This window comes from Cupriavidus sp. MPR-AND1C, assembly GCF_058809705.1.
The window spans coordinates 1-18,183 of the sequence record NZ_JBXASU010000054.1 but is presented as its reverse complement, the minus strand read 5'-3'; the positions used below and the strand labels follow the sequence as shown (position 1 = coordinate 18,183).

16 protein-coding genes are annotated in these 18,183 nt (G+C 66.5%); 6 read left to right on the top strand and 10 right to left on the bottom strand.

Annotation, left to right across the window (positions count from 1 at the left end; translation table 11 throughout):
• Positions 1–425 precede the first annotated feature (425 nt).
• Together mutS and AC1RWI_RS24895 are read left to right on the top strand one after the other, a co-directional pair.
• Positions 426–3,068: a DNA mismatch repair protein MutS gene (mutS, locus tag AC1RWI_RS24900; protein ID WP_043351485.1), complete on the top strand. Its 2,643-nt coding sequence runs from the start codon at positions 426–428 to the stop codon at positions 3,066–3,068.
• Complete coding sequence (locus AC1RWI_RS24895) at positions 3,065–4,123, top strand: hypothetical protein (protein ID WP_043344948.1); 1,059 nt, start codon at positions 3,065–3,067, stop codon at positions 4,121–4,123. The genes mutS and AC1RWI_RS24895 overlap by 4 nt, the downstream gene beginning before the upstream one ends.
• A 95-nt stretch (positions 4,124–4,218) precedes the next feature.
• Here the strand turns inward: AC1RWI_RS24895 and AC1RWI_RS24890 are convergent, their stop codons facing one another.
• Positions 4,219–4,752, bottom strand: a complete 534-nt coding sequence (locus AC1RWI_RS24890) for an FKBP-type peptidyl-prolyl cis-trans isomerase (RefSeq protein WP_043344946.1) — start codon at positions 4,750–4,752, stop codon at positions 4,219–4,221.
• An 11-nt stretch (positions 4,753–4,763) separates the two neighbouring features.
• Between AC1RWI_RS24890 and AC1RWI_RS24885 the strand changes: the two genes are divergently transcribed.
• Positions 4,764–5,972 carry a cupin domain-containing protein gene (locus AC1RWI_RS24885; protein ID WP_173430673.1) on the top strand — a complete coding sequence of 403 codons (1,209 nt, stop codon included), beginning with the start codon at positions 4,764–4,766 and terminating at the stop codon, positions 5,970–5,972.
• Between the two features lie 199 nt (positions 5,973–6,171).
• Positions 6,172–6,405: a hypothetical protein gene (locus AC1RWI_RS24880; RefSeq protein ID WP_082054812.1), complete on the top strand. Its 234-nt coding sequence runs from the start codon at positions 6,172–6,174 to the stop codon at positions 6,403–6,405.
• A gap of 98 nt (positions 6,406–6,503) precedes the next feature.
• Here AC1RWI_RS24880 and AC1RWI_RS24875 read toward each other — a convergent pair whose 3' ends face one another.
• The 8 genes from AC1RWI_RS24875 to AC1RWI_RS24840 all read right to left on the bottom strand — a co-directional run bounded on the left by AC1RWI_RS24875 (position 6,504) and on the right by AC1RWI_RS24840 (position 13,867).
• The gene (locus tag AC1RWI_RS24875; protein WP_043344944.1) at positions 6,504–7,292 is read right to left on the bottom strand and encodes an MBL fold metallo-hydrolase; all 789 of its coding nucleotides are present in this window, start codon (positions 7,290–7,292) and stop codon (positions 6,504–6,506) included.
• Between the two features lie 79 nt (positions 7,293–7,371).
• The gene (bamC, locus tag AC1RWI_RS24870) at positions 7,372–8,583 is read right to left on the bottom strand and encodes an NlpB/DapX family lipoprotein (protein ID WP_492869389.1); all 1,212 of its coding nucleotides are present in this window, start codon (positions 8,581–8,583) and stop codon (positions 7,372–7,374) included.
• 45 nt (positions 8,584–8,628) lie between these two features.
• Positions 8,629–9,513 (bottom strand): 4-hydroxy-tetrahydrodipicolinate synthase, encoded by an 885-nt coding sequence (gene dapA / locus AC1RWI_RS24865; RefSeq protein WP_006163130.1) that lies wholly within the window; start codon positions 9,511–9,513, stop codon positions 8,629–8,631.
• A 150-nt stretch (positions 9,514–9,663) separates the two neighbouring features.
• Complete coding sequence (locus tag AC1RWI_RS24860; RefSeq protein ID WP_082054811.1) at positions 9,664–10,260, bottom strand: class I SAM-dependent methyltransferase; 597 nt, start codon at positions 10,258–10,260, stop codon at positions 9,664–9,666.
• Entirely contained in the window at positions 10,257–11,459 is a 1,203-nt protein-coding gene (locus AC1RWI_RS24855; RefSeq protein WP_492869386.1) for a tryptophan--tRNA ligase, read from the bottom strand. The genes AC1RWI_RS24860 and AC1RWI_RS24855 overlap by 4 nt, the downstream gene beginning before the upstream one ends.
• An 83-nt stretch (positions 11,460–11,542) precedes the next feature.
• On the bottom strand, positions 11,543–12,208 hold the full coding sequence (locus tag AC1RWI_RS24850; protein WP_043344941.1) for a site-2 protease family protein: 666 nt from the start codon (positions 12,206–12,208) through the stop codon (positions 11,543–11,545).
• Between the two features lie 48 nt (positions 12,209–12,256).
• Positions 12,257–12,880, bottom strand: coding sequence for an L-threonylcarbamoyladenylate synthase (locus AC1RWI_RS24845; protein ID WP_043351481.1), 624 nt, complete (start codon positions 12,878–12,880; stop codon positions 12,257–12,259).
• Between the two features lie 141 nt (positions 12,881–13,021).
• Positions 13,022–13,867 carry a 3',5'-nucleoside bisphosphate phosphatase gene (locus AC1RWI_RS24840; protein ID WP_043344939.1) on the bottom strand — a complete coding sequence of 282 codons (846 nt, stop codon included), beginning with the start codon at positions 13,865–13,867 and terminating at the stop codon, positions 13,022–13,024.
• A 215-nt stretch (positions 13,868–14,082) separates the two neighbouring features.
• On the opposite strand from AC1RWI_RS24840, the gene AC1RWI_RS24835 reads away from it, so the two are divergent.
• Positions 14,083–15,195, top strand: a complete 1,113-nt coding sequence (locus tag AC1RWI_RS24835) for an NAD(P)/FAD-dependent oxidoreductase (RefSeq protein WP_492869383.1) — start codon at positions 14,083–14,085, stop codon at positions 15,193–15,195.
• A 143-nt stretch (positions 15,196–15,338) separates the two neighbouring features.
• On the opposite strand, the gene AC1RWI_RS24830 is transcribed toward AC1RWI_RS24835, so the two are convergent.
• Positions 15,339–16,232, bottom strand: a complete 894-nt coding sequence (locus tag AC1RWI_RS24830) for an alpha/beta fold hydrolase (RefSeq protein WP_043344937.1) — start codon at positions 16,230–16,232, stop codon at positions 15,339–15,341.
• Between the two features lie 152 nt (positions 16,233–16,384).
• On the opposite strand from AC1RWI_RS24830, the gene AC1RWI_RS24825 reads away from it, so the two are divergent.
• Positions 16,385–18,118 carry an acetate--CoA ligase gene (locus AC1RWI_RS24825; RefSeq protein WP_492869381.1) on the top strand — a complete coding sequence of 578 codons (1,734 nt, stop codon included), beginning with the start codon at positions 16,385–16,387 and terminating at the stop codon, positions 18,116–18,118.
• The last annotated feature ends 65 nt before the right edge of the window (positions 18,119–18,183 follow it).

Sequence of the window (18,183 nt, the reverse complement as noted above, 5' to 3'; positions counted from 1 at the left end):
GCAAAGATGCTGTAAAGAGACGGATGGCCGCGTATTTTTTTTGTAAACATCCGTCACGGTCGAACGGGCTGCGGCGCGGCGCATGGCGGCTATGTCGACACCTGAGCACAGCACAGCCCGCAGCGGGGCAAAAGCCGAAAAGCCGCCTTGGCGGCCTGCCCGGTCCCTCCCGCGCCACTCCCCCATCCTGCCCCCTCAGCCCCCTCAGCCCCCTTCGGTGCCCGGCTCGCAGTAAAATGCCGGTTTTATCCGCGCCCGCCCATCCACGGTGCCTGCCGCGCACGCCGCGCCAGGCCCGCGGGCCGCCGGAGTACCCGAAAACAGGCGGTTTCGCCAGAACCGCCCGAGAGGATTGCATGTCCGTAGAACCCCGACAGTCCGCCAAGACCGAGCCCAAGGCCGGCAGCGCGGAAAAGCACACGCCCATGATGGCGCAGTACCTCGGCCTGAAAGCCGACCATCCGGACACCTTGCTGTTCTACCGGATGGGCGACTTCTACGAGCTCTTCCACGACGATGCCGAAAAGGCTTCGCGCCTGCTCGACATCACCCTGACTTCGCGCGGCAGCTCCAACGGCGTGCCAATCCGCATGGCCGGTATCCCCTTTCATTCGGTGGACCAGTACCTCGCGCGGCTGGTCAAGCTGGGTGAATCGGTGGCGATCTGCGAGCAGATCGGTGACCCGGCCACCAGCAAGGGGCCGGTGGAGCGCAAGGTGGTGCGCATCGTCACGCCGGGCACGCTGACCGACGCGGCACTGCTGCCGGACAAGGTCGATACCTACCTGATGGCGGTGCACCAGCAAACCACGCGCCGCGGCGTGAGCAAGACCGGGCTGGCCTGGCTCAACCTGGCTAGCGGCGAGCTGCGCCTGATGGAGTGCGAGGTGGCGCAACTCGGCCGCGAACTGGAGCGGATCCGCCCGGCGGAGCTGCTGTATGCCGATGGCATCGAGCTGCCTGCGCTGGAGTGCGCGCGCACCCGGCTGCCGGAATGGCATTTCGACCAGGAAGCCGGCACCCGCCGCCTGCGCGAGCAGCTCGGCGTGGCCAGCCTCGATCCGTTTGGCTGTGCCGGGCTGGGCGCGGCGCTCGGCGCAGCCGGCGCGCTGCTGAACTACGCGGCCTCCACCCAAGGGCAGTCGCTGCGCCATGTGAAGGGCGTGACGGTCGAGCGCGAATCCGAATTCGTTGGCCTGGACACCGCCACGCGGCGCAACCTGGAGCTGACCGAGACCCTGCGCGGCGGCGAGTCGCCGACGCTGTTCTCGCTGCTGGACACCTGCGCCACCGCCATGGGCAGCCGGCTGCTGCGCCACTGGCTGCACCATCCGCTGCGCGACAGCGCCATCCCGCAGGCACGCCAGCAGGCCATCGGCGCGCTGATCGACCAAGGCACCGATGCGCTGCGCGCGGCGCTGCGCCGGCTGTCGGACGTGGAACGCATTACCGCACGCCTGGCCCTGATGAATGCGCGCCCGCGCGACCTGTCCTCGCTGCGCGACACGCTGAGCGCCCTGCCCGACGTGCAGGCCTGCCTGCGCGCCGACGATGCCGCGCCGTTGCTCAACCAGACGCTGACGGAACTGGCGGTGCCCTGGGAATGCCATGCCCTGCTGGCCAGCGCGGTGGCGCCGGAGCCGGCCACCGTGATCCGCGACGGCGGCGTGATCGCCCGTGGCTACGATGCCACGCTCGATGAGCTGCGCGATATCTCGGAGAACTGCGGCCAGTTCCTGGTCGACCTGGAAGCCCGCGAGCGCACCCGCACCGGCATCGCCAACCTGCGCGTGGAATACAACCGCGTGCATGGCTTCTATATCGAGGTGACCAATGGCCAGGCCGACAAGGTCCCCGACGACTACCGCCGCCGCCAGACGCTGAAGAACGCCGAGCGCTACATCACGCCCGAGCTCAAGGTCTTCGAGGACAAGGCCCTGTCCGCGCAAGACCGCGCGCTGGTGCGCGAGAAGCAACTGTACGAGGCATTGCTCCAGCAGTTGCTGCCGCATATCGGCGAGTTGCAGCGGGTCGCCGGCGCGCTGGCGCGCCTGGACGTCCTCGCGGCGCTGGCCGAGCGCGCGCAGACGCTGGACTGGACCCAGCCCGAGCGCGTCGCGGAAAACGTGATCGACCTGACCCAGGGCCGCCATCCGGTCGTGGAGGGCCAGCTCGCCGCGGAATCCGTGCCGTTCATCGCCAATGATTGCCAGTTGACCGAAGCGCGCAAGCTGCTGCTGATCACCGGCCCGAACATGGGCGGTAAATCGACCTTCATGCGCCAGACCGCGCTGATCGTGCTGCTGGCCTGCGTGGGCGCCTATGTACCGGCGCGGCGCGCGGTGATCGGCCCGATCGACCGCATCTTCACCCGCATCGGCGCCGCCGACGACCTCGCGGGCGGGCGCTCCACCTTCATGGTGGAAATGACCGAGGCCGCCAGCATCCTGCACAACGCCACGCCGGCCAGCCTGGTGCTGATGGACGAGATCGGCCGTGGCACGTCGACCTTCGACGGCCTCGCGCTGGCGTGGGCGATCGCGCGGCACCTGCTGGCGCATAACCGCAGCCATACGCTGTTTGCCACCCATTATTTCGAGCTGACGCAACTGCCGCAGGAGTTCACGCAGGCGGCCAATGTCCACCTGTCCGCGGTCGAGCATGGCGACGGCATCGTCTTCCTGCATGCGGTGCAGGACGGCCCCGCCAGCCAGAGCTACGGCCTGCAGGTGGCGCAGCTGGCAGGCGTGCCGCAGCCGGTGATCCGTGCCGCGCGCAAACACCTGGCCTGGCTGGAGCAACAGTCGGCGCACGCCACGCCCACGCCGCAACTGGACCTGTTCGCCGCGCCGCCCTCGCCCTCGGACGATGACGACGACTACCTGGAACAAAGCGAAGGCGAAGGCAATGAAGGCAATGGCCAACCCGTCAACGCGATTTCCGTGCAGCAAGCCGCCTTGCTAGATGCGGTGGCCGAGCTCGACCCGGACAGCCTGACGCCGCGCGACGCGCTCGACGCGCTCTATCGGCTGCGCGCGCTCGCCAAGGATGCCGTAGCCACCGCATGACACCAACCGGGATCGCGCACCCGCGCAGGCGGCGCCTGGCCGCACTGGCCATGCTGGGCGTGCTGCTGGCGCTGCCTGCGCCGCCGGGCCAGGCGCAGGCGAACCGCGCCCGGGTTCCGGCTCCGGTTCCAGCCACCGAAACGACACGCGTGGCCCTGGTCGCCGACCAGCCGCAGTGGCCGGCCGCCGAAGCCGGCACTGCCCGCCTGCTCGATTTCCTGGCTGCGCGCCGGCTGGAGTTTGTCGTCCATCTGGGCGGCATCAAGGGCGATACCGAATCCTGCGGCGACACCCTGCTTTCCGCTCGCCAGCGGCTACTCGACCAGTCGCCGCTGCCGCTCGTCTACCTGCCTGGCGAAACCGACTGGGCGGAATGCGCTCGCGCCGCCAACGGGCGCTTCGATGCGGTGGAGCGGCTGAACCGCCTGCGCGAGCTGTTCTATCCGGCCGATACCACGCTGGGCCAGCGGGTGCTGCCGCTGATGCGGCAATCCGAACAAGCTACCTTTCGCAGCTATCGGGAAAACGTGCGCTGGCGTGCCGGGCGCGTCATGCTGGTGGGGTTGAACCTGCCGGGCGACAACAATCACTATCGCTCGGAGGGCGGGCGCAACGGCGAGTTCGAGGATCGCCGCGAGGCCAACCGCCAATGGCTGGCGCGCGCGTTTTCGCTGGCGCAGCAGCAGAACCTGCCCGGCATCGTGCTGCTCATGCATGCCGACCCGCAGTTCGGCAACGGCTGGGAGCAGCGTGGCAAGCCCTCCCTGTTCGACGGCTTCCTGCGCCGGCGCGCGCGCGATGGCTTCCTGGAGTTCAAGCGCCAGTTGCGCGAGCTGGCCGGGCGCTACCGGGGCCAGGTCCTGCTGGTGCATACCGGCCAGGGCGGCTTCGGCGTCGACACGCCACTGAAAGACGCCAGCGGCAAGACGCTGCGCAACGTCTCCCGCGTGGTGTTGCCAAGCGGTGCGCCCGGCCAGTACACCGAACTGGTGATCACGCCGGGGTCGCCGTCGCTGTTCGAGGTCACGCTCAAGGATGGCCCCGAGGCGGAATAAATGGCGTCAGCCCAACTCCGCAAGCACAAAGAAAAAGCCGGCGATGCCGGCTTTATTCGTGGGACCTTCCGCGAGGGCGCGCGCGCGTGGCGCACTCAGTGCAGCGTGCGGCTGCTGTCGCCTTCGTCGTCCTCATCTTCGTCCACGACTTCGATGCCCGAGGCGCCATGCGCGTGGCCGTGCTGCACTTCGTCACCCGTGGCTTCGCGGACTTCCGCTACCTGCAGCCAGAAACGCAGCGCCATGCCGGCCAGCGGGTGGTTGCCATCCAGCACCACCTTGTCTTCAGCCACATCGGTCACGGTGTAGATGATCGAGTCTTCGTCGTCGCCGTCTTCGGGCACGCCTTCGAACTGCATGCCGACTTCCAGCGGCTCGGGGAAACGGTCGCGCGGCTCTACCTTGACCATATCGGCGTCGTAATCGCCGAAGGCTTCCTCGGGCTCGAGCTGCAACTGGGTTTCGAAGCCGGCCTCATGGCCTTCGAGCGCTTCCTCGATCTTGGGGAACGTGCCATCATATCCGCCGTGCAAGTAAACCATCGGCTCATCCGACTCCTCGATCAGATTGCCCTGCGCATCCGACAGCTTGTACACCACGGATACCACCGTGTTCTTAGCGATTTTCAATTCTTGACTCCATGAACGATTCCGCATTATACGCGCAGGCCTTGCCCCCCGGCCCCGTCGATCCTGACGCGCCGCTCACCCTCCTGGGTGGCATGACGCCAGCTGCTTTCATGCGCGATATCTGGCACCGCAAACCCCTGCTGGTTCGACAAGCCGTACCGGGAATCGTGCCGCCGGTATCGCGCGAGTCGCTTTTCCAACTGGCCGACCGCGACGACGTCGAGTCGCGCCTGGTGTCGCACTTTCGCAACCGCTGGAAGCTCGAACAAGGTCCCTTCGCCGCCGATAACCTGCCCTCGCTGAAAGCCCGTCAATGGTCGCTGCTGGTGCAGGGCGTTAACCTCCACGATAGTGCAGCCGCAGACTTGCTGGGGCAATTCCGTTTCGTCCCGGATGCGCGCCTGGACGACCTGATGGTCAGCTATGCCACCGACGGCGGCGGCGTGGGTCCGCACTTCGATTCTTACGACGTTTTTCTGTTGCAAGTATCGGGCCGGCGCCGCTGGCGCATCTCGTCCCAGACCAAGCTCGATCTGGTCCCTGACCTGCCACTCAAGATCCTGGCGGACTTCACGGCCGAAGAAGAATGGGTGCTGGAACCAGGCGATATGCTCTACCTGCCACCTCAGTATGCCCACGACGGCGTGGCTGACGGCGAGTGCATGACGTATTCGATCGGCTTTCGCGCACCGGCCTACCGCGAACTGGCGGGGCACTTCCTGGCCTGGCTCTCGGAAACGGTCGAGGACAACGAGGATCTGAACGGGCGCTACGCGGATGCCGGTGAGCCGGCAACGGCACATCCGGCCCAACTGCCGGCCCAGATGGTGCGAGCGGTGACCGAGAAACTCAGTGCCCTCCGTTGGTCGGGTAGCATGGTCTCGGAGTTTCTGGGTGCGCATCTCTCCGAGCCCAAGCCAAGCGTGGAGTTTGCGGAAATATCCGAAATCGCGCTGAAGAAATACAACAAACTCGCCCTGTCTCACGGCGTCGTGCTTGCGCCGGGATCGATTGCGTTGTATGACCGCACCCATTTCTTTATCAATGGCGAAGCATACGAGCCGCCCTCGGCGCTGGCGCGCTGGCTGCGCCTGCTGGCGGACCAGCGCTGCCTGAGCGCCGCGGAAGTGACTGCCTGCGCGGATCTGCCGGATCTGATGGAAACTTTCCATCACTGGGCGCTGGAGGGCTGGCTGCAATTCGGACCCGCTTCGCTGTAATAATCCGTAACAACCAAAAACAGGAAAAGACAGCGCTACACAAGCCGGGAAAACGCGGATATAATCACCGGCTGGCTAGTACTGTGTACCACTGCATTTGTCGGCACCCGGGAGAGCCTCTATTTTGCAGTTCAAGAGCGATAATTACCGGTAATTATTCATCGCCTGTTTTTCTGTTATTAAAGTTAAAGGACGAACAATGAAGAAGTCTCTCCTGATCGCATCGCTGCTCGCCGCCGTTGCTCTCGCCGCTTGCGGCAAGAAAGAAGAAGCCGCTGCTCCGGCACCGGAAGCTTCGGCTCCGGCTGCTGCCGCTCCGGCTGAAGCATCGGCTCCGGCTGCTGCTCCCGCTGCTGACGCATCGGCTCCGGCTGCTGCCGCTGACGCTTCGGCACCGGCTGCTGACGCATCGGCTCCGGCTGCTAAGCAGTAATCGGTCTCGACCGATAAAAAAGCCGACCTTCGGGTCGGCTTTTTTACGTCCGTAGCTTTTACGCCTGCAGGCTTCGCCGGCGTGTTGCCGGCCCCGCCTCAGGCCCTGACCGGCTGCCAGCCCAGCCCTTCGTGCTGGTCCGCCACCAGGATGTCGCCTGACGACACCCCCAGCACCGAGGCCAGTGCCTGGGTGGCCAGCTCCCGGGTATTGTTCTGTTGGCTCAGGTGCGCGGCCACCACGCGCTGCAGCCCGGCATGCGCCACTCGCTCCAGGATGCCGGCCGCCACTTCATTGGCAAGGTGGCCAAAATCGCCGCCAATGCGCTGCTTGAGTGAATACGGGTAGGCGGAATTGCGCAGCATCTCCCGATCGTGGTTACATTCCAGCACCAGGGCATGCACCCCCGCCAGCCGCGCGGTAACGTAAGGCGTCTCCATGCCGGCATCGGTCAGCACGCCCAGACGGGCGTCGCCGTCACTTAGCACGAACTGCAACGGCTCCCGCGCATCGTGCGGCACGGTGTAAGGGAGGATGTGAAGGCCGCCGATCACCAACGGATGGTCGGCACCACACACGCGTACGTCGGCCTTGTCCGCCCCGCGCATGTGCGAGGTGGCAAGCCAGGTGCCGTGGCTGGTATGTACCGGCAGGTCGTGACGGGAAGCAAAGGCGTAAGCCGAGCCGACATGATCGCCGTGCTCGTGGGTAACCAGCACGGCATCGAGCTGATCCGGCGTGATGCCGAGCCGCTCCAGCCGCCGCGCGGTTTCGCGAATGCCGAAGCCGCAATCGAGCAACACCCTGGTCGTGGTGGTGCCCTCTTGCGACTCGATCAACAGGGAATTGCCCTCGCTGCCGCTACCGAGGAAGGCAAAGCGCATCATGCGCCCGCCTCCCCTGGCAGCCCGGCGAGCCACCTCGCGGCCGGGCGCCGCGGGGTGGTTTGCGTGACCCGCATGCCGGTCAGCGCAGTTGCTCGTCGAGCAGCGAAAGAATGCGTTTGCCGACTTCGGTGCCTTCCGGCTGGCCCGCATCGTTCTGCACCGTCACGGTCGTGCCGGTGCCATCACCCTTCAGTGCCACGCGATACTTCTTCGCCTTCTTGCTGTCCTCGGTGCCGGTCTTGGTGAACAGCTTGGAGAAGAAACCGCGGTTGTCCACGGTGTCGCGCGGATCGACATAGCGCACGTAGTACAGGCCTTGCGCGCGGTCCCGGTCTTCCACCGTAAAGTTCACGCGGTCCAGCGCCAGGCCGACCGAGCGCCAGGCACGGTCGAACGGCTCGGACAACTGCAGTGCCTGGCTGCCATTGACCTGTGTCAGGCTGGCATTGGCGCTAGGCGCTGCACCCTTTGCGGCAGTGGCGCCCGCGGCGGCGGCGGCTACCGGCGAGGCGGGGTTCTTGGCCATGCGGTCGGCCTGCTCCTTCTGCACCCCCAGGCGCTGCGCGAAGCGCGAAAGGAATTCGGCCTCCAGCTCGGGATCGGAGGGGCGCGGCGTCCAGGTCGTGGTCGACTTGTCGATGCCGGTCAGTTGCTCCTGCGCGCCACGGTGGCTGATGAAGACTTCCAGGCTGCCGTTCTGCGAGCGCTCCAAGCGCGTGCGGAACTTGTCGCGCTCGGACGTCGAGTACAGCCCGTCGAAAACCTTGCCGATCGTGTTGCGGATGAAATCCTGCGGGATCTTGGCGCGGTTCTCGGCCCAGTCGGTTTCCATGATGCCGGTCTCTGGCGAGTCCTGCACCAGCAGGAAACCGCTCTCCTGCCAGAATTCACGCATCGACTGCCACAGCTTGTCCGCCGGCATGCCGTTGCTGATCACCAGCCAGCGCTGGTTGCCATCGCGCTCCATGCGGATGCCTTGCGTGGAGGGCAGCACGTTCTCGGCGCCCACCTGCTGCTGCACGACCTTGTTCGACTGGTTGTAGGTCGACAAGGTGGACGTGCCGTTCTGATCCGGCACGGAGTAGCGGCGGTCGCCTTCGATCTTGGTCAGGTCCGGCGGCACGTCCAGCGTGGAGGTGCGCTTGGCAGCGGACTTGTAGTCGATCTTGTCGGGCGCCATCGCGTCATTGATGCTGCTGCAACCGGACAACGCGCTTGCCACTAGCACGGGCAAGACCAGGGCGGCACGGCCAACTTGCGTTGCACCGTGGCGGTTAAGCTTGAGTTTCATTGACACGCAATCCTAGTTGAGGGATGACGGCAAAACACAGTGCGATCAGCCGAGCAGGCCGGCCGCCGACAGCGCCTTGCGCACCACATCGTGGTATTCCGGTGACAGCGGAGTAAGCGGGAGGCGGATGCCACCCTGCATTCTGCCCATTTGCTGGAGCGCCCACTTGACGGGAATCGGGTTGGCCTCGACGAACATCGCCTTGTTCAGCGCAACCAGTTCCATATGGATGCGACGCGCGGTAATCGCGTCGCCCTTCAAGGCAGCCACGCACAATTCGTGCATCTTGCGCGGCGCCACGTTGGCCGTGACGGAGATATTGCCATGGCCACCCAGCAGCATCAGGGCAATCGCCGTGGGATCGTCGCCACTGTAGATGGAGAAGCCCTGCGGCGCATCCTTGATCAGTTGCGCGGCACGGTCGATGTTGCCGGTCGCTTCCTTGACGCCGATGATGCCCGGCACCTGCGCCAGGCGCAGGATGGTGTCGTGCTGCATGTCGGCCACGGTACGGCCCGGCACGTTGTACAGCACGACAGGCAGCTCCACCGCTTCCGCGATCGTGCGGAAATGGCGATACATGCCTTCCTGGGTGGGCTTGTTGTAGTAGGGCACCACCTGCAGCGACGCATCGGCGCCGACCTGCTTGGCAAACGCGGTCAGCTCGATTGCTTCCTTGGTCGAGTTGCCGCCGGTGCCGGCGATGATCGGGATGCGCTTGTCGGCCTGCTCCACGGCGACGCGGATCAGCTCGCAATGCTCATCCACGTTCACCGTGGGCGACTCGCCGGTGGTGCCGACGATCACGATGCCATCGGTGCCCTCGGCCACGTGCCAGTCGACCAGGGCGCGCAGCGCGGGGAAATCCAGGCTGCCATCTTCCTGCATCGGCGTCACGATAGCGACGATGCTGCCGTTAATCTGTGTCATAACGTTTGAGAATTCGAGAAACGAATACCGCGATTGTACCGGATACCCAAGGCCTTCCGACCGCACCTTCGACCGGGAAAAACCCAAGGCAGTTCAACGCGTGAAGCCCAGGTCTCGCCGACCGGGCCCGCAAATAACCGGGGCCGCACTTCAGCCCGGCAAAGGATACCGCGGCGGCGCTCCGCCGCCCGTTTTGCCTATATCTTCGCGAATCGCGCAAATACGCTGCACAAAGGCAGTTTTAGGCGCTTTCAACACGCCATCTTCGTAGGCGATCACGCGCAAGATGCCGTGCACGGCATCCAGCAACTCACCCGGCCGTAGCAGGAAATCCGGGTTCGAAGGCTTGCCCACGGTCTCGTTGCCAGCCGCGAAGGTTTCATAAAGAAGCACGCCGCCCGGCGCCAGCGCAGCGAACAAATGCGCCCAAAGCGGCCTGTGCAGGTAATTGGTGACCACGATCGCGTCGAAGCCCGGCTCGTCCGCCAGCGGCCACGTGCCCTGCTCCAGGTCGACCGGGCGCGTGGCCACGCCTTCGGGCAAAGCCGCCAGCGCGGCCAATGCCGCCGCATCGCGATCGACGCCCAGCACCGCATGGCCGCGGCACGCGAACCAGATGGCGTGCCGGCCATTGCCGCAGGCCAGGTCGAGCACGCGGCCGCCCGGGCGCACCAAATGTGCCCAACGCGCCACCCACGGCGACGGTGCGCCCAGCGGCGCGTGGGGGATGCCCGCCGCCGTGCTCACCGGTACCCCAGGCCCATGACGGCGCGCACGTCGCGCATCGTCTCACGCGCCACCTGGCGGGCCTGGTCGCAGCCGTGGTCGACAATGGCGCGCAGCAGCGCGGGATCATCCATGTATTTCTGTGCCCGCTCCAGCATGGGCTGCTGCTCGCGCAGGATGCCCTCGATCACCGGCTGTTTGCATTCGATGCAGCCGATGCCGGCGCTGCGGCAACCCTTCTCGACCCACTCGCGGGTGGGCGCGTCCGTATAGACCTGGTGCAGTTGCCACACCGGGCAACGCGCCGGGTCGCCGGCATCGGTGCGGCGCACGCGTGCCGGATCGGTCGGCATGGTACGCACCTTCTTTTCCACCGACGTCTTGTCCTCGCGCATGCGGATGGTGTTGCCATAGGACTTCGACATCTTCTGGCCGTCCAGCCCGGGCATGCGCGATGCCGCGGTCAGCAGCGCCTGCGGCTCGACCAGGATGGTCTTGCGCGAGCCGCCCAGGTAGCCCAGCAGCAACTCGCGGTCTTCGGCGGCCAGGCTCTGCGACTGCGCCACCAGCGCGCCGCCCTCCTCGAGCGCCTCTGCCTTGCCCTGCTCCTGATAGGCGCGGCGCAGTTCCAGATAGGCCTTGGTGCGCTTGCCGCCCAGCTTTTTGGCGGCTTCCTGCGCCTGCGCCTCGAAGTCTGGCTGGCGCCCGTACAGATAGTTGAAGCGGCGCGCGATCTCGCGCGTGATCTCTACGTGCGGCACCTGGTCCTCGCCCACGGGCACACGGCCGGCACGGTAGATCAGGATGTCGGCGGCCTGCAGCAGCGGATAGCCGAGAAAACCGTAGGTGGAGAGATCCTTGTCCTTGAGCTTCTCGATCTGGTCCTTGTAGGTCGGCACCCGCTCCAGCCAGCCCAGCGGCGTACCCATCGACAGCAGCAGGAACAGCTCGGCATGCTCGGGCACGCGGCTCTGGATGAACAGCGTGGCGCGTTCAGGATCGACGCCGGCGGCGAGCCAGTCGATCAGCATCTCCCACACGGATTCGCCGATCACCTCCGGCGATTCATAGTGCGTGGTGAGCGCGTGCCAGTCTGCCACGAAGAAGAAACAGGGATATTCGGCCTGGAGCTGGACCCAGTTCTTGAGTACGCCGTGATAATGGCCCAGGTGCAGCGCGCCGGTAGGCCGCATGCCGGAAAGAACGCGATCGGGGAACATGTCTATCTGTATTTGTGGGAATCGGTGCAGGTACGGGTACGCGTGGTCGAGGTCTGCGCCGGCATGGGCGCCGGCGCCGCGGCTTACTGCACCAGCGCCAGGATGGGTTGCAGCATCAGCAACACCAGGCTCCTGAGCGCCCCCATCACCGGCTGCATCCACACTTTGGTAATCACGCCAGCCGCCACCAGCGCCAGCACCACGAAGATGCCATAGGGCTCGATGCGCGACACCGCTTGCGCGATGCGCGGCGGCAACAACGCAGTCAGGACGCGGCCGCCGTCGAGCGGCGGCACGGGGAACAGGTTGAACGCAGCCATCACCAGGTTGACCAGCACGCCGGCCTGCGCCATTTGGGTGAAGAAGGGCTCCTGCACCCTGGCGACCACCAGGCCGACTGCCACCAGCGCCCACAGGAAGGCCTGCAACACATTGCTGCCCGGGCCCGCCAGCGCCACCCACATGCCATGCCAGCGCGGATTGCGCAGGTGGTCGAAGGCGACCGGCACCGGCTTGGCGTAGCCGAAGACGAACTGTCCGCTGGTCATGAAATAGAGCAGCAGCGGCACCGCGATGGTGCCGATGGGATCGATATGGCGCGCCGGGTTAAGGCTGACGCGGCCCATCGAGTAGGCGGTGTTGTCGCCAAACAGCTTGGCCACGTAGCCGTGCGCGGCTTCATGCAGCGTGATGGCGAACAGGACCGGCAGGGCGTAGACCGCTAGGGTCTGAATCAGGGAAGAATCCATGGGTCGCTATTGTACCGGGGCCGCGGCAAAGCGACTGTTCGGTGGCAATCACAGTCCAAAACGCTCGATATCACCACGTCCCTGCCTCACCAGTTCTGGCTCGCCGGCGGTCAGGTCGATCACCGTGGTCGGCTGCGCGGGCGCGGCGCCGCCGCAGATCACCAGTTCCAGCAGTTTTTCCAGCCGGGCGCGGATCACCTCAGGCTCGTTGAGCGGGGCTTCGTCGCCCGGCAGCTGCAGGGTGGCCGAAATCAGCGGCTCGCCCACTTCGGCCAGCAGCGCCAGCGGAATGGGATGATCGGGCACCCGCACGCCAATGGTCTTGCGGGCGGGATGCGAAAGCCGGCGCGGCACTTCCTTGGTAGCCTCGAGGATGAAGACGTAGGGCCCGGGCGTAGCGCCCTTGAGCCAGCGGTACTGCCGGTTGTCCACCCGCGCGAAGTTGCCAAGCTCCGACAAATCGCTGCACATCAGGGTCAGATGGTGCTTGTCGTCGATCCCGCGCAAGCGGCGCAGCCGCTCTACCGCCGCCTTGTCGTCAAGGCGGCAGGCCAGCGCGTAGCTGGAGTCGGTGGGCAAGGCAATCAGCCCGCCCTGCCCGATGATCTGCGCGGCCTGCTTGATCAGGCGGGATTGGGGGTTGAGCGGATGGATATCGAAGTATTGGGACATGTGCGGGCCTGGGGCGACCGGCCGCGGGATGGGCGCAAACGCCGCGCGCATTCCGGGCCAGTTCTGCGATGGAGAGAAGCGAATGGAACGCATGGCGGGTTCGGGACGGCTGGGCGCGGGGCGGCCGTTGGCCGGCGCGGCTTACCAGTCATGCCAGACCGGGGTGACCGACGACGGCAGCGGCGGCAGCGAGCCCAGCTCGATCCGTCCCTCGCCCGGCCCGTGGAAGTCCGAGCCGCGCGAGCCCAGCAGGCCATAGTGATGCGCGACATTGGCATATTGGCGGTACTGCTCCGGCGTATGGCTGCCGGTGACCACCTCGACCGCGGCCCCGCCAAGCTGCTTGAACTCGTCGAACAGCGCATCGTGCTGGAGTTGCGTGTAGTGGTAGCGGCCCGGGTGTGCCATCACCGGAATGCCGCCGGCCGCCTGGATCCAGCCCACCGCATCGGCCAGTTTGGCCCAGCGGTGCCCGACATAGCCCGGGCAGCCTTCGCCGAGGTAGTCGTCGAACACTTCGCCAATGGTCTTGCACCGCCCTTGTTCCACCAGCCAGCGCGCGAAATGGGTGCGCGAGATCAGGTCGGGATTGCCGACATGGCGCAGCGCGCCTTCATAGGCGCCCCCGATGCCGATCGCGGCCAGCGCTTCGCCGATGTCCTGCGCCCTGGCGGCCCGCCCGGAGCGCGTGGCCGCCAGGCCGTTGACCAGCACCTGGTTGCCGGGGTCGATCTGCAAGCCAACGATATGCACGGTCTGCCCGGCCCACGTCACCGAGATCTCCACCCCGGGCACGTAGCGCATGCCAAGCGCCTCGGCCGCGGCCCGCGCCCTGGCCTGGCCCTTGACCTCGTCATGGTCCGTCAGCGCCCAGAACGCCACGCCGCCGGCATGCGCGCGCGCGGCCACGTCCTCGGGGGACAACATGCCGTCGGACACCGTGGAATGGCAATGCAGATCTGCGTTGATTGCGTGTGAATTTTGCATGCGTCTATTCTACTCTCGCGATAATTCCGCGTTAATCCACCTTCAATCCGACTTTAATACCGCGCCAATGCGCGCCGCGTGGGCTGGCCCACACATCCGCGCCGATAGCCCTGCCGCCAACGCTGGCGTAGGCGGCGGGACCGGCCCCGCGCGGTATAGTTGGGGCCTGATGACCCTCCTGCCGGGGCGCCGCCACGCGCGCCGCCCGCCAAGCCATGCCGATCCAAACCCCTGCTTGCGCCACGCCTGATTCCCGCACCCCAACCGTCCCGGCCGACGTGATCCGCACCGATGTGCTGATCGTCGGCGCCGGCCCGGTCGGCCTGTTTGCCGCCTTCCAGGCGGGCGTGCTGGGGCTGAAGTGCGAGCTCATCGACGTGCTGGACCGCGCTGGCGGACAGTGCACCGAGCTCTACCCGGAAAAGCCGATCTATGACATCCCCGCGGTGCCGGGCTGCCTGGCGCAGGACCTGGTCGACCGCCTGCTCGAGCAATGCGCGCCGTTCGCTTTTCCCATGCATTTCAACGAGCGCGCCAACGGCCTGGCCGAGGTCCCACCCGAACCTCAGGCCACGGCCGGCCATGAGCACCCGCACCGCCTGCTGGTCACAACCGACACCGGCAAGCGCTTCGACGTGGCCGCGGTGCTGATCTGCGCCGGCGCCGGCGCTTTCGCCCCGCAACGCGTGGCGCTGCCCGAGGCCGCCGCGCTGGAAGACCGCCACCTGCACTACGCTGTACGCGACACCGCGCGCTTCGCCGGCAAGCGCGTGGTGGTGGCCGGCGGCGGAGACTCCGCCCTGGACTGGGCGCTGGCGCTGCGCAAGACCGCGGCGCGCGTTACGTTGCTGCACCGCCGGGAAGGCTTTCGCGCGGCCGACGGGGCGGTGGCCGAAATGCGCGCGGCCGTGGCCGCCGGCGAGATGGACTTCGTGGTGGGCATGCTCGGCGCGCTCAAGACCGAAGGCGACGCGCTGGCCGGGGTCGACATTCGTACCCGGGAAGACACGATCAGCCTGCCTGCCGACGAACTCGTAGCGCTGTACGGCCTCGTCTCCGAACCCGGCCCGATCGCCCAGTGGGATCTCGACATGCGCGCCGGGCGCATCGTGGTGGATACCACCACCTACGAAACATCCCGCCGCGGCATTTTCGCCGCGGGCGACATCGCCTTCTACCCCAACAAGCAAAAACTCATCCTCTCCGGCTTCCACGAGGCAGCCCTGGCCCTGCGGCGCGCCTATCACTATGCCTTCCCGGAAAAGGCACTGGTCCATGTGCACACCAGCAACAACGCCACGCTCAAGGAAAAGCTGACGCGCGCCTAAGAGGCTGTTTCAACATGAAGCGAAGCGGTTCTGGCTAGGCGCGCGGCCGCAGACAGTACAACTGGTACGGCAAGGCCGCGCAACGACGCCAGAATCTTTTTGAAATGGCCTCTAAAGCGCGTCGGCATGCACGGCCCACAGCATCAGACGCAGAAAGACTCGACCAGCCCGGCCACCACGCGCGGCTGGTCGTGATGCAGCATATGGCCGGCGTCATCGACAATGGCCTCGCGGAAATCGCGAAACGCCTTGAAGCGCTGCTTGAACTCCGCCAGCGGCTGGCCCTTTGCGATATGGCTGAGCGTCTGCGAATTGCGCGCTTCCACGTGCAACACCGGCGCGGTGGCCTGCGCCCAGATCGCCATGACCTCGTCGAGCCGGTATAGCACCGGATTGACCATCTTGTGCGCGGCATCGCCCAGTATTTCCCAGCGGCCTTGCGCATTGCGCGCTGACCAGTGCTCGGCCAGGAAGGCGGCGCGGTCGTCGGGCAGGCGCGGATTGGTCTTCTGCAGCCGTGCCGCCACCGCCTCTACGCTGTCATAGGAACGCAACGGCTGGCGCTCGCGCAACTCGTCGAGCCAGCGCGCATAGCGCCCGGGTGCTTGCTCGGCGCGCGTACCGGTCATGCCAAACCCCTCCAGGTCGACCACGCGGCGCACCCGCTCGGGGCGGATGCCAGCGTAGAAGCAGGCCACATTGGCGCCCATGCTGTGCCCCACCAGGTTCACCGGCGCGTCCGGCTGGTAGTGGTCGAGCACGGCCTCGAGATCGGCGACATAGTCGGGAAACCAGTAAGACCCGGTGCCGGGATAGCGCGTAGGCCAGTCGGTCTGGCCAAAGCCGCGCCAGTCCGGGGCGATCACGTGCCAATCGCGTTCCAGCGCGTCCACCATGAACTGGAACGAGGCGGCCACGTCCATCCAGCCATGCAGCAGGAACAAGGTGGGCGCACCGGGCTCGCCCCAGTGGCGCACGTGCATATGGAGGCCGCGCAACGTGATAAATTCCGAGCGCGAGGTTTCTCTAATTGTCATGGTGTCTCCCCGGGTGCCTTTTCCCTGATCGTGGCAGACGCTTTCACCCGCGGCAACGGGGAAGCCAAAAAAAATAGAACGATCGTTCGTTTGCGGATTATAGCGGCAAGCCGGCCCGGCCCGCATCCCGAACGCAACCCAGGAGACCCAGCATGGCCGCACCTGCCCTGCCAGCAAGCCGGCGCGACGACTATCCCGCGCTACACTCGCAATTCCACTGGCATGTGCCCGAGTTTTTCAACCTGGCCGAAGCATGCTGCGGCCGCTGGGCACGCGACCCGGCCACGATGGATCGCATCGCGGTCCACACCGAGCACGAGGACGGGCGCCGCGCCAGCTACAGCTACGCCTTCATCCAGGCCGAGGCCGATCGCCTCTGCCGGGCGCTGCGCACGCTGGGTGTGGCGCGGGGCGACCGCGTGGGCATCGTCATGCCGCAGCGCATCGAGACGGTAATTGCGCATATGGCGATCTATCAGCTCGGCGCCATCGCCATGCCGTTGTCCATGCTGTTCGGCCCGGAAGCCCTGGCGTACCGCCTCCAGCACAGCGAGGCGTGCGTGGCGATTGCCGACGAATCCTCAATCGACAACGTGCTGGCCGCGCGCGCGGAGTGTCCGGCTCTGGCCACGGTGATCGGCGCCGGTGCCGCCGTGGGCCGCGCGGAGCACGACTGGGATGCGCTGCTGGCCGCCGAGTTGCCGGCGTTCACCGCGGTCGTGACCAAGGCCGATGAGGCTGCGGTGCTGATCTACACCAGCGGCACCACCGGCCCGCCCAAGGGCGCCCTGATCCCGCACCGCGCGCTGATAGGCAATCTCCCCGGCTTCGTCTGTTCGCAAAACTGGTTCCCCCATGCCGACGACGTGTTCTGGAGCCCGGCGGACTGGGCCTGGACCGGCGGGCTGTGGGATGCGCTGATGCCCACGCTGTACTTCGGCAAGACCATCGTGGGCTACCAGGGCAGGTTCTCCGCGCAAACCGCCTTCGAGCTGATGGCGCGTTATCGCGTCACCAATACCTTCCTGTTTCCCACCGCGCTCAAGCAGATGATGAAGACCTGCCCCGCCCCGCGCGCGCATTACCAGTTGCACCTGCGCGCGCTGATGAGCGCGGGCGAGGCCGTGGGAGAAACCGTGTTCGCCTGGTGCCGCGACGCACTCGGCGTGGTCGTCAACGAGATGTTCGGCCAGACCGAGATCAACTACATCGTGGGCAACTGCACCGCGCAAAACGACGATGGCCAGCCAGGCTGGCCGGCGCGCCCGGGCTCGATGGGAAGGCCCTACCCCGGGCACCGCGTCGCCGTCGTCGATGACGAGGGCAGGCCCTGCGCGGCTGGCGAGGACGGCGAGGTGGCCGTGTGCAGCACCGACGTCCACGGCCATCCCGACCCCGTGTTCTTCCTCGGCTACTGGCGAAATGACGACGCCACCGCCGGCAAGTACCTGGCGCGCGACGGCCTGCACTGGTGCCGCACGGGCGACCTGGCGCGCATCGACGAAGACGGCTACCTGTGGTACCAGGGGCGCGCCGACGATGTCTTCAAATCCTCCGGCTACCGCATTGGCCCGAGCGAGATCGAGAACTGCCTGCTCAAGCATCCCGCCGTGTCGAACTGCGCGGTGGTGCCCTCACCGGACCCGGAGCGCGGCGCGGTGGTCAAGGCGTTCATCGTGCTGGTGCCATCGATCGTGCGTTCGGCGCAGGCCGACGCCGCGCTGGTCGCAGAGCTGCAGCAGCATGTGCGCGGCCAGCTTGCGCCGTACGAGTATCCCAAGGTCATCGAATTCATCGCGCAGTTGCCGATGACCACCACCGGCAAGATCCAGCGGCGCGTGCTGCGCGAAATCGAAGCCCGGCGCGGCGCGCCAGCGCACCTGTAGCACCGGCAGGCGGGTGCGGCCGCAAGGCTCTCGCCCGCCCCTGACCCTGGCACTCAAACCCGCCC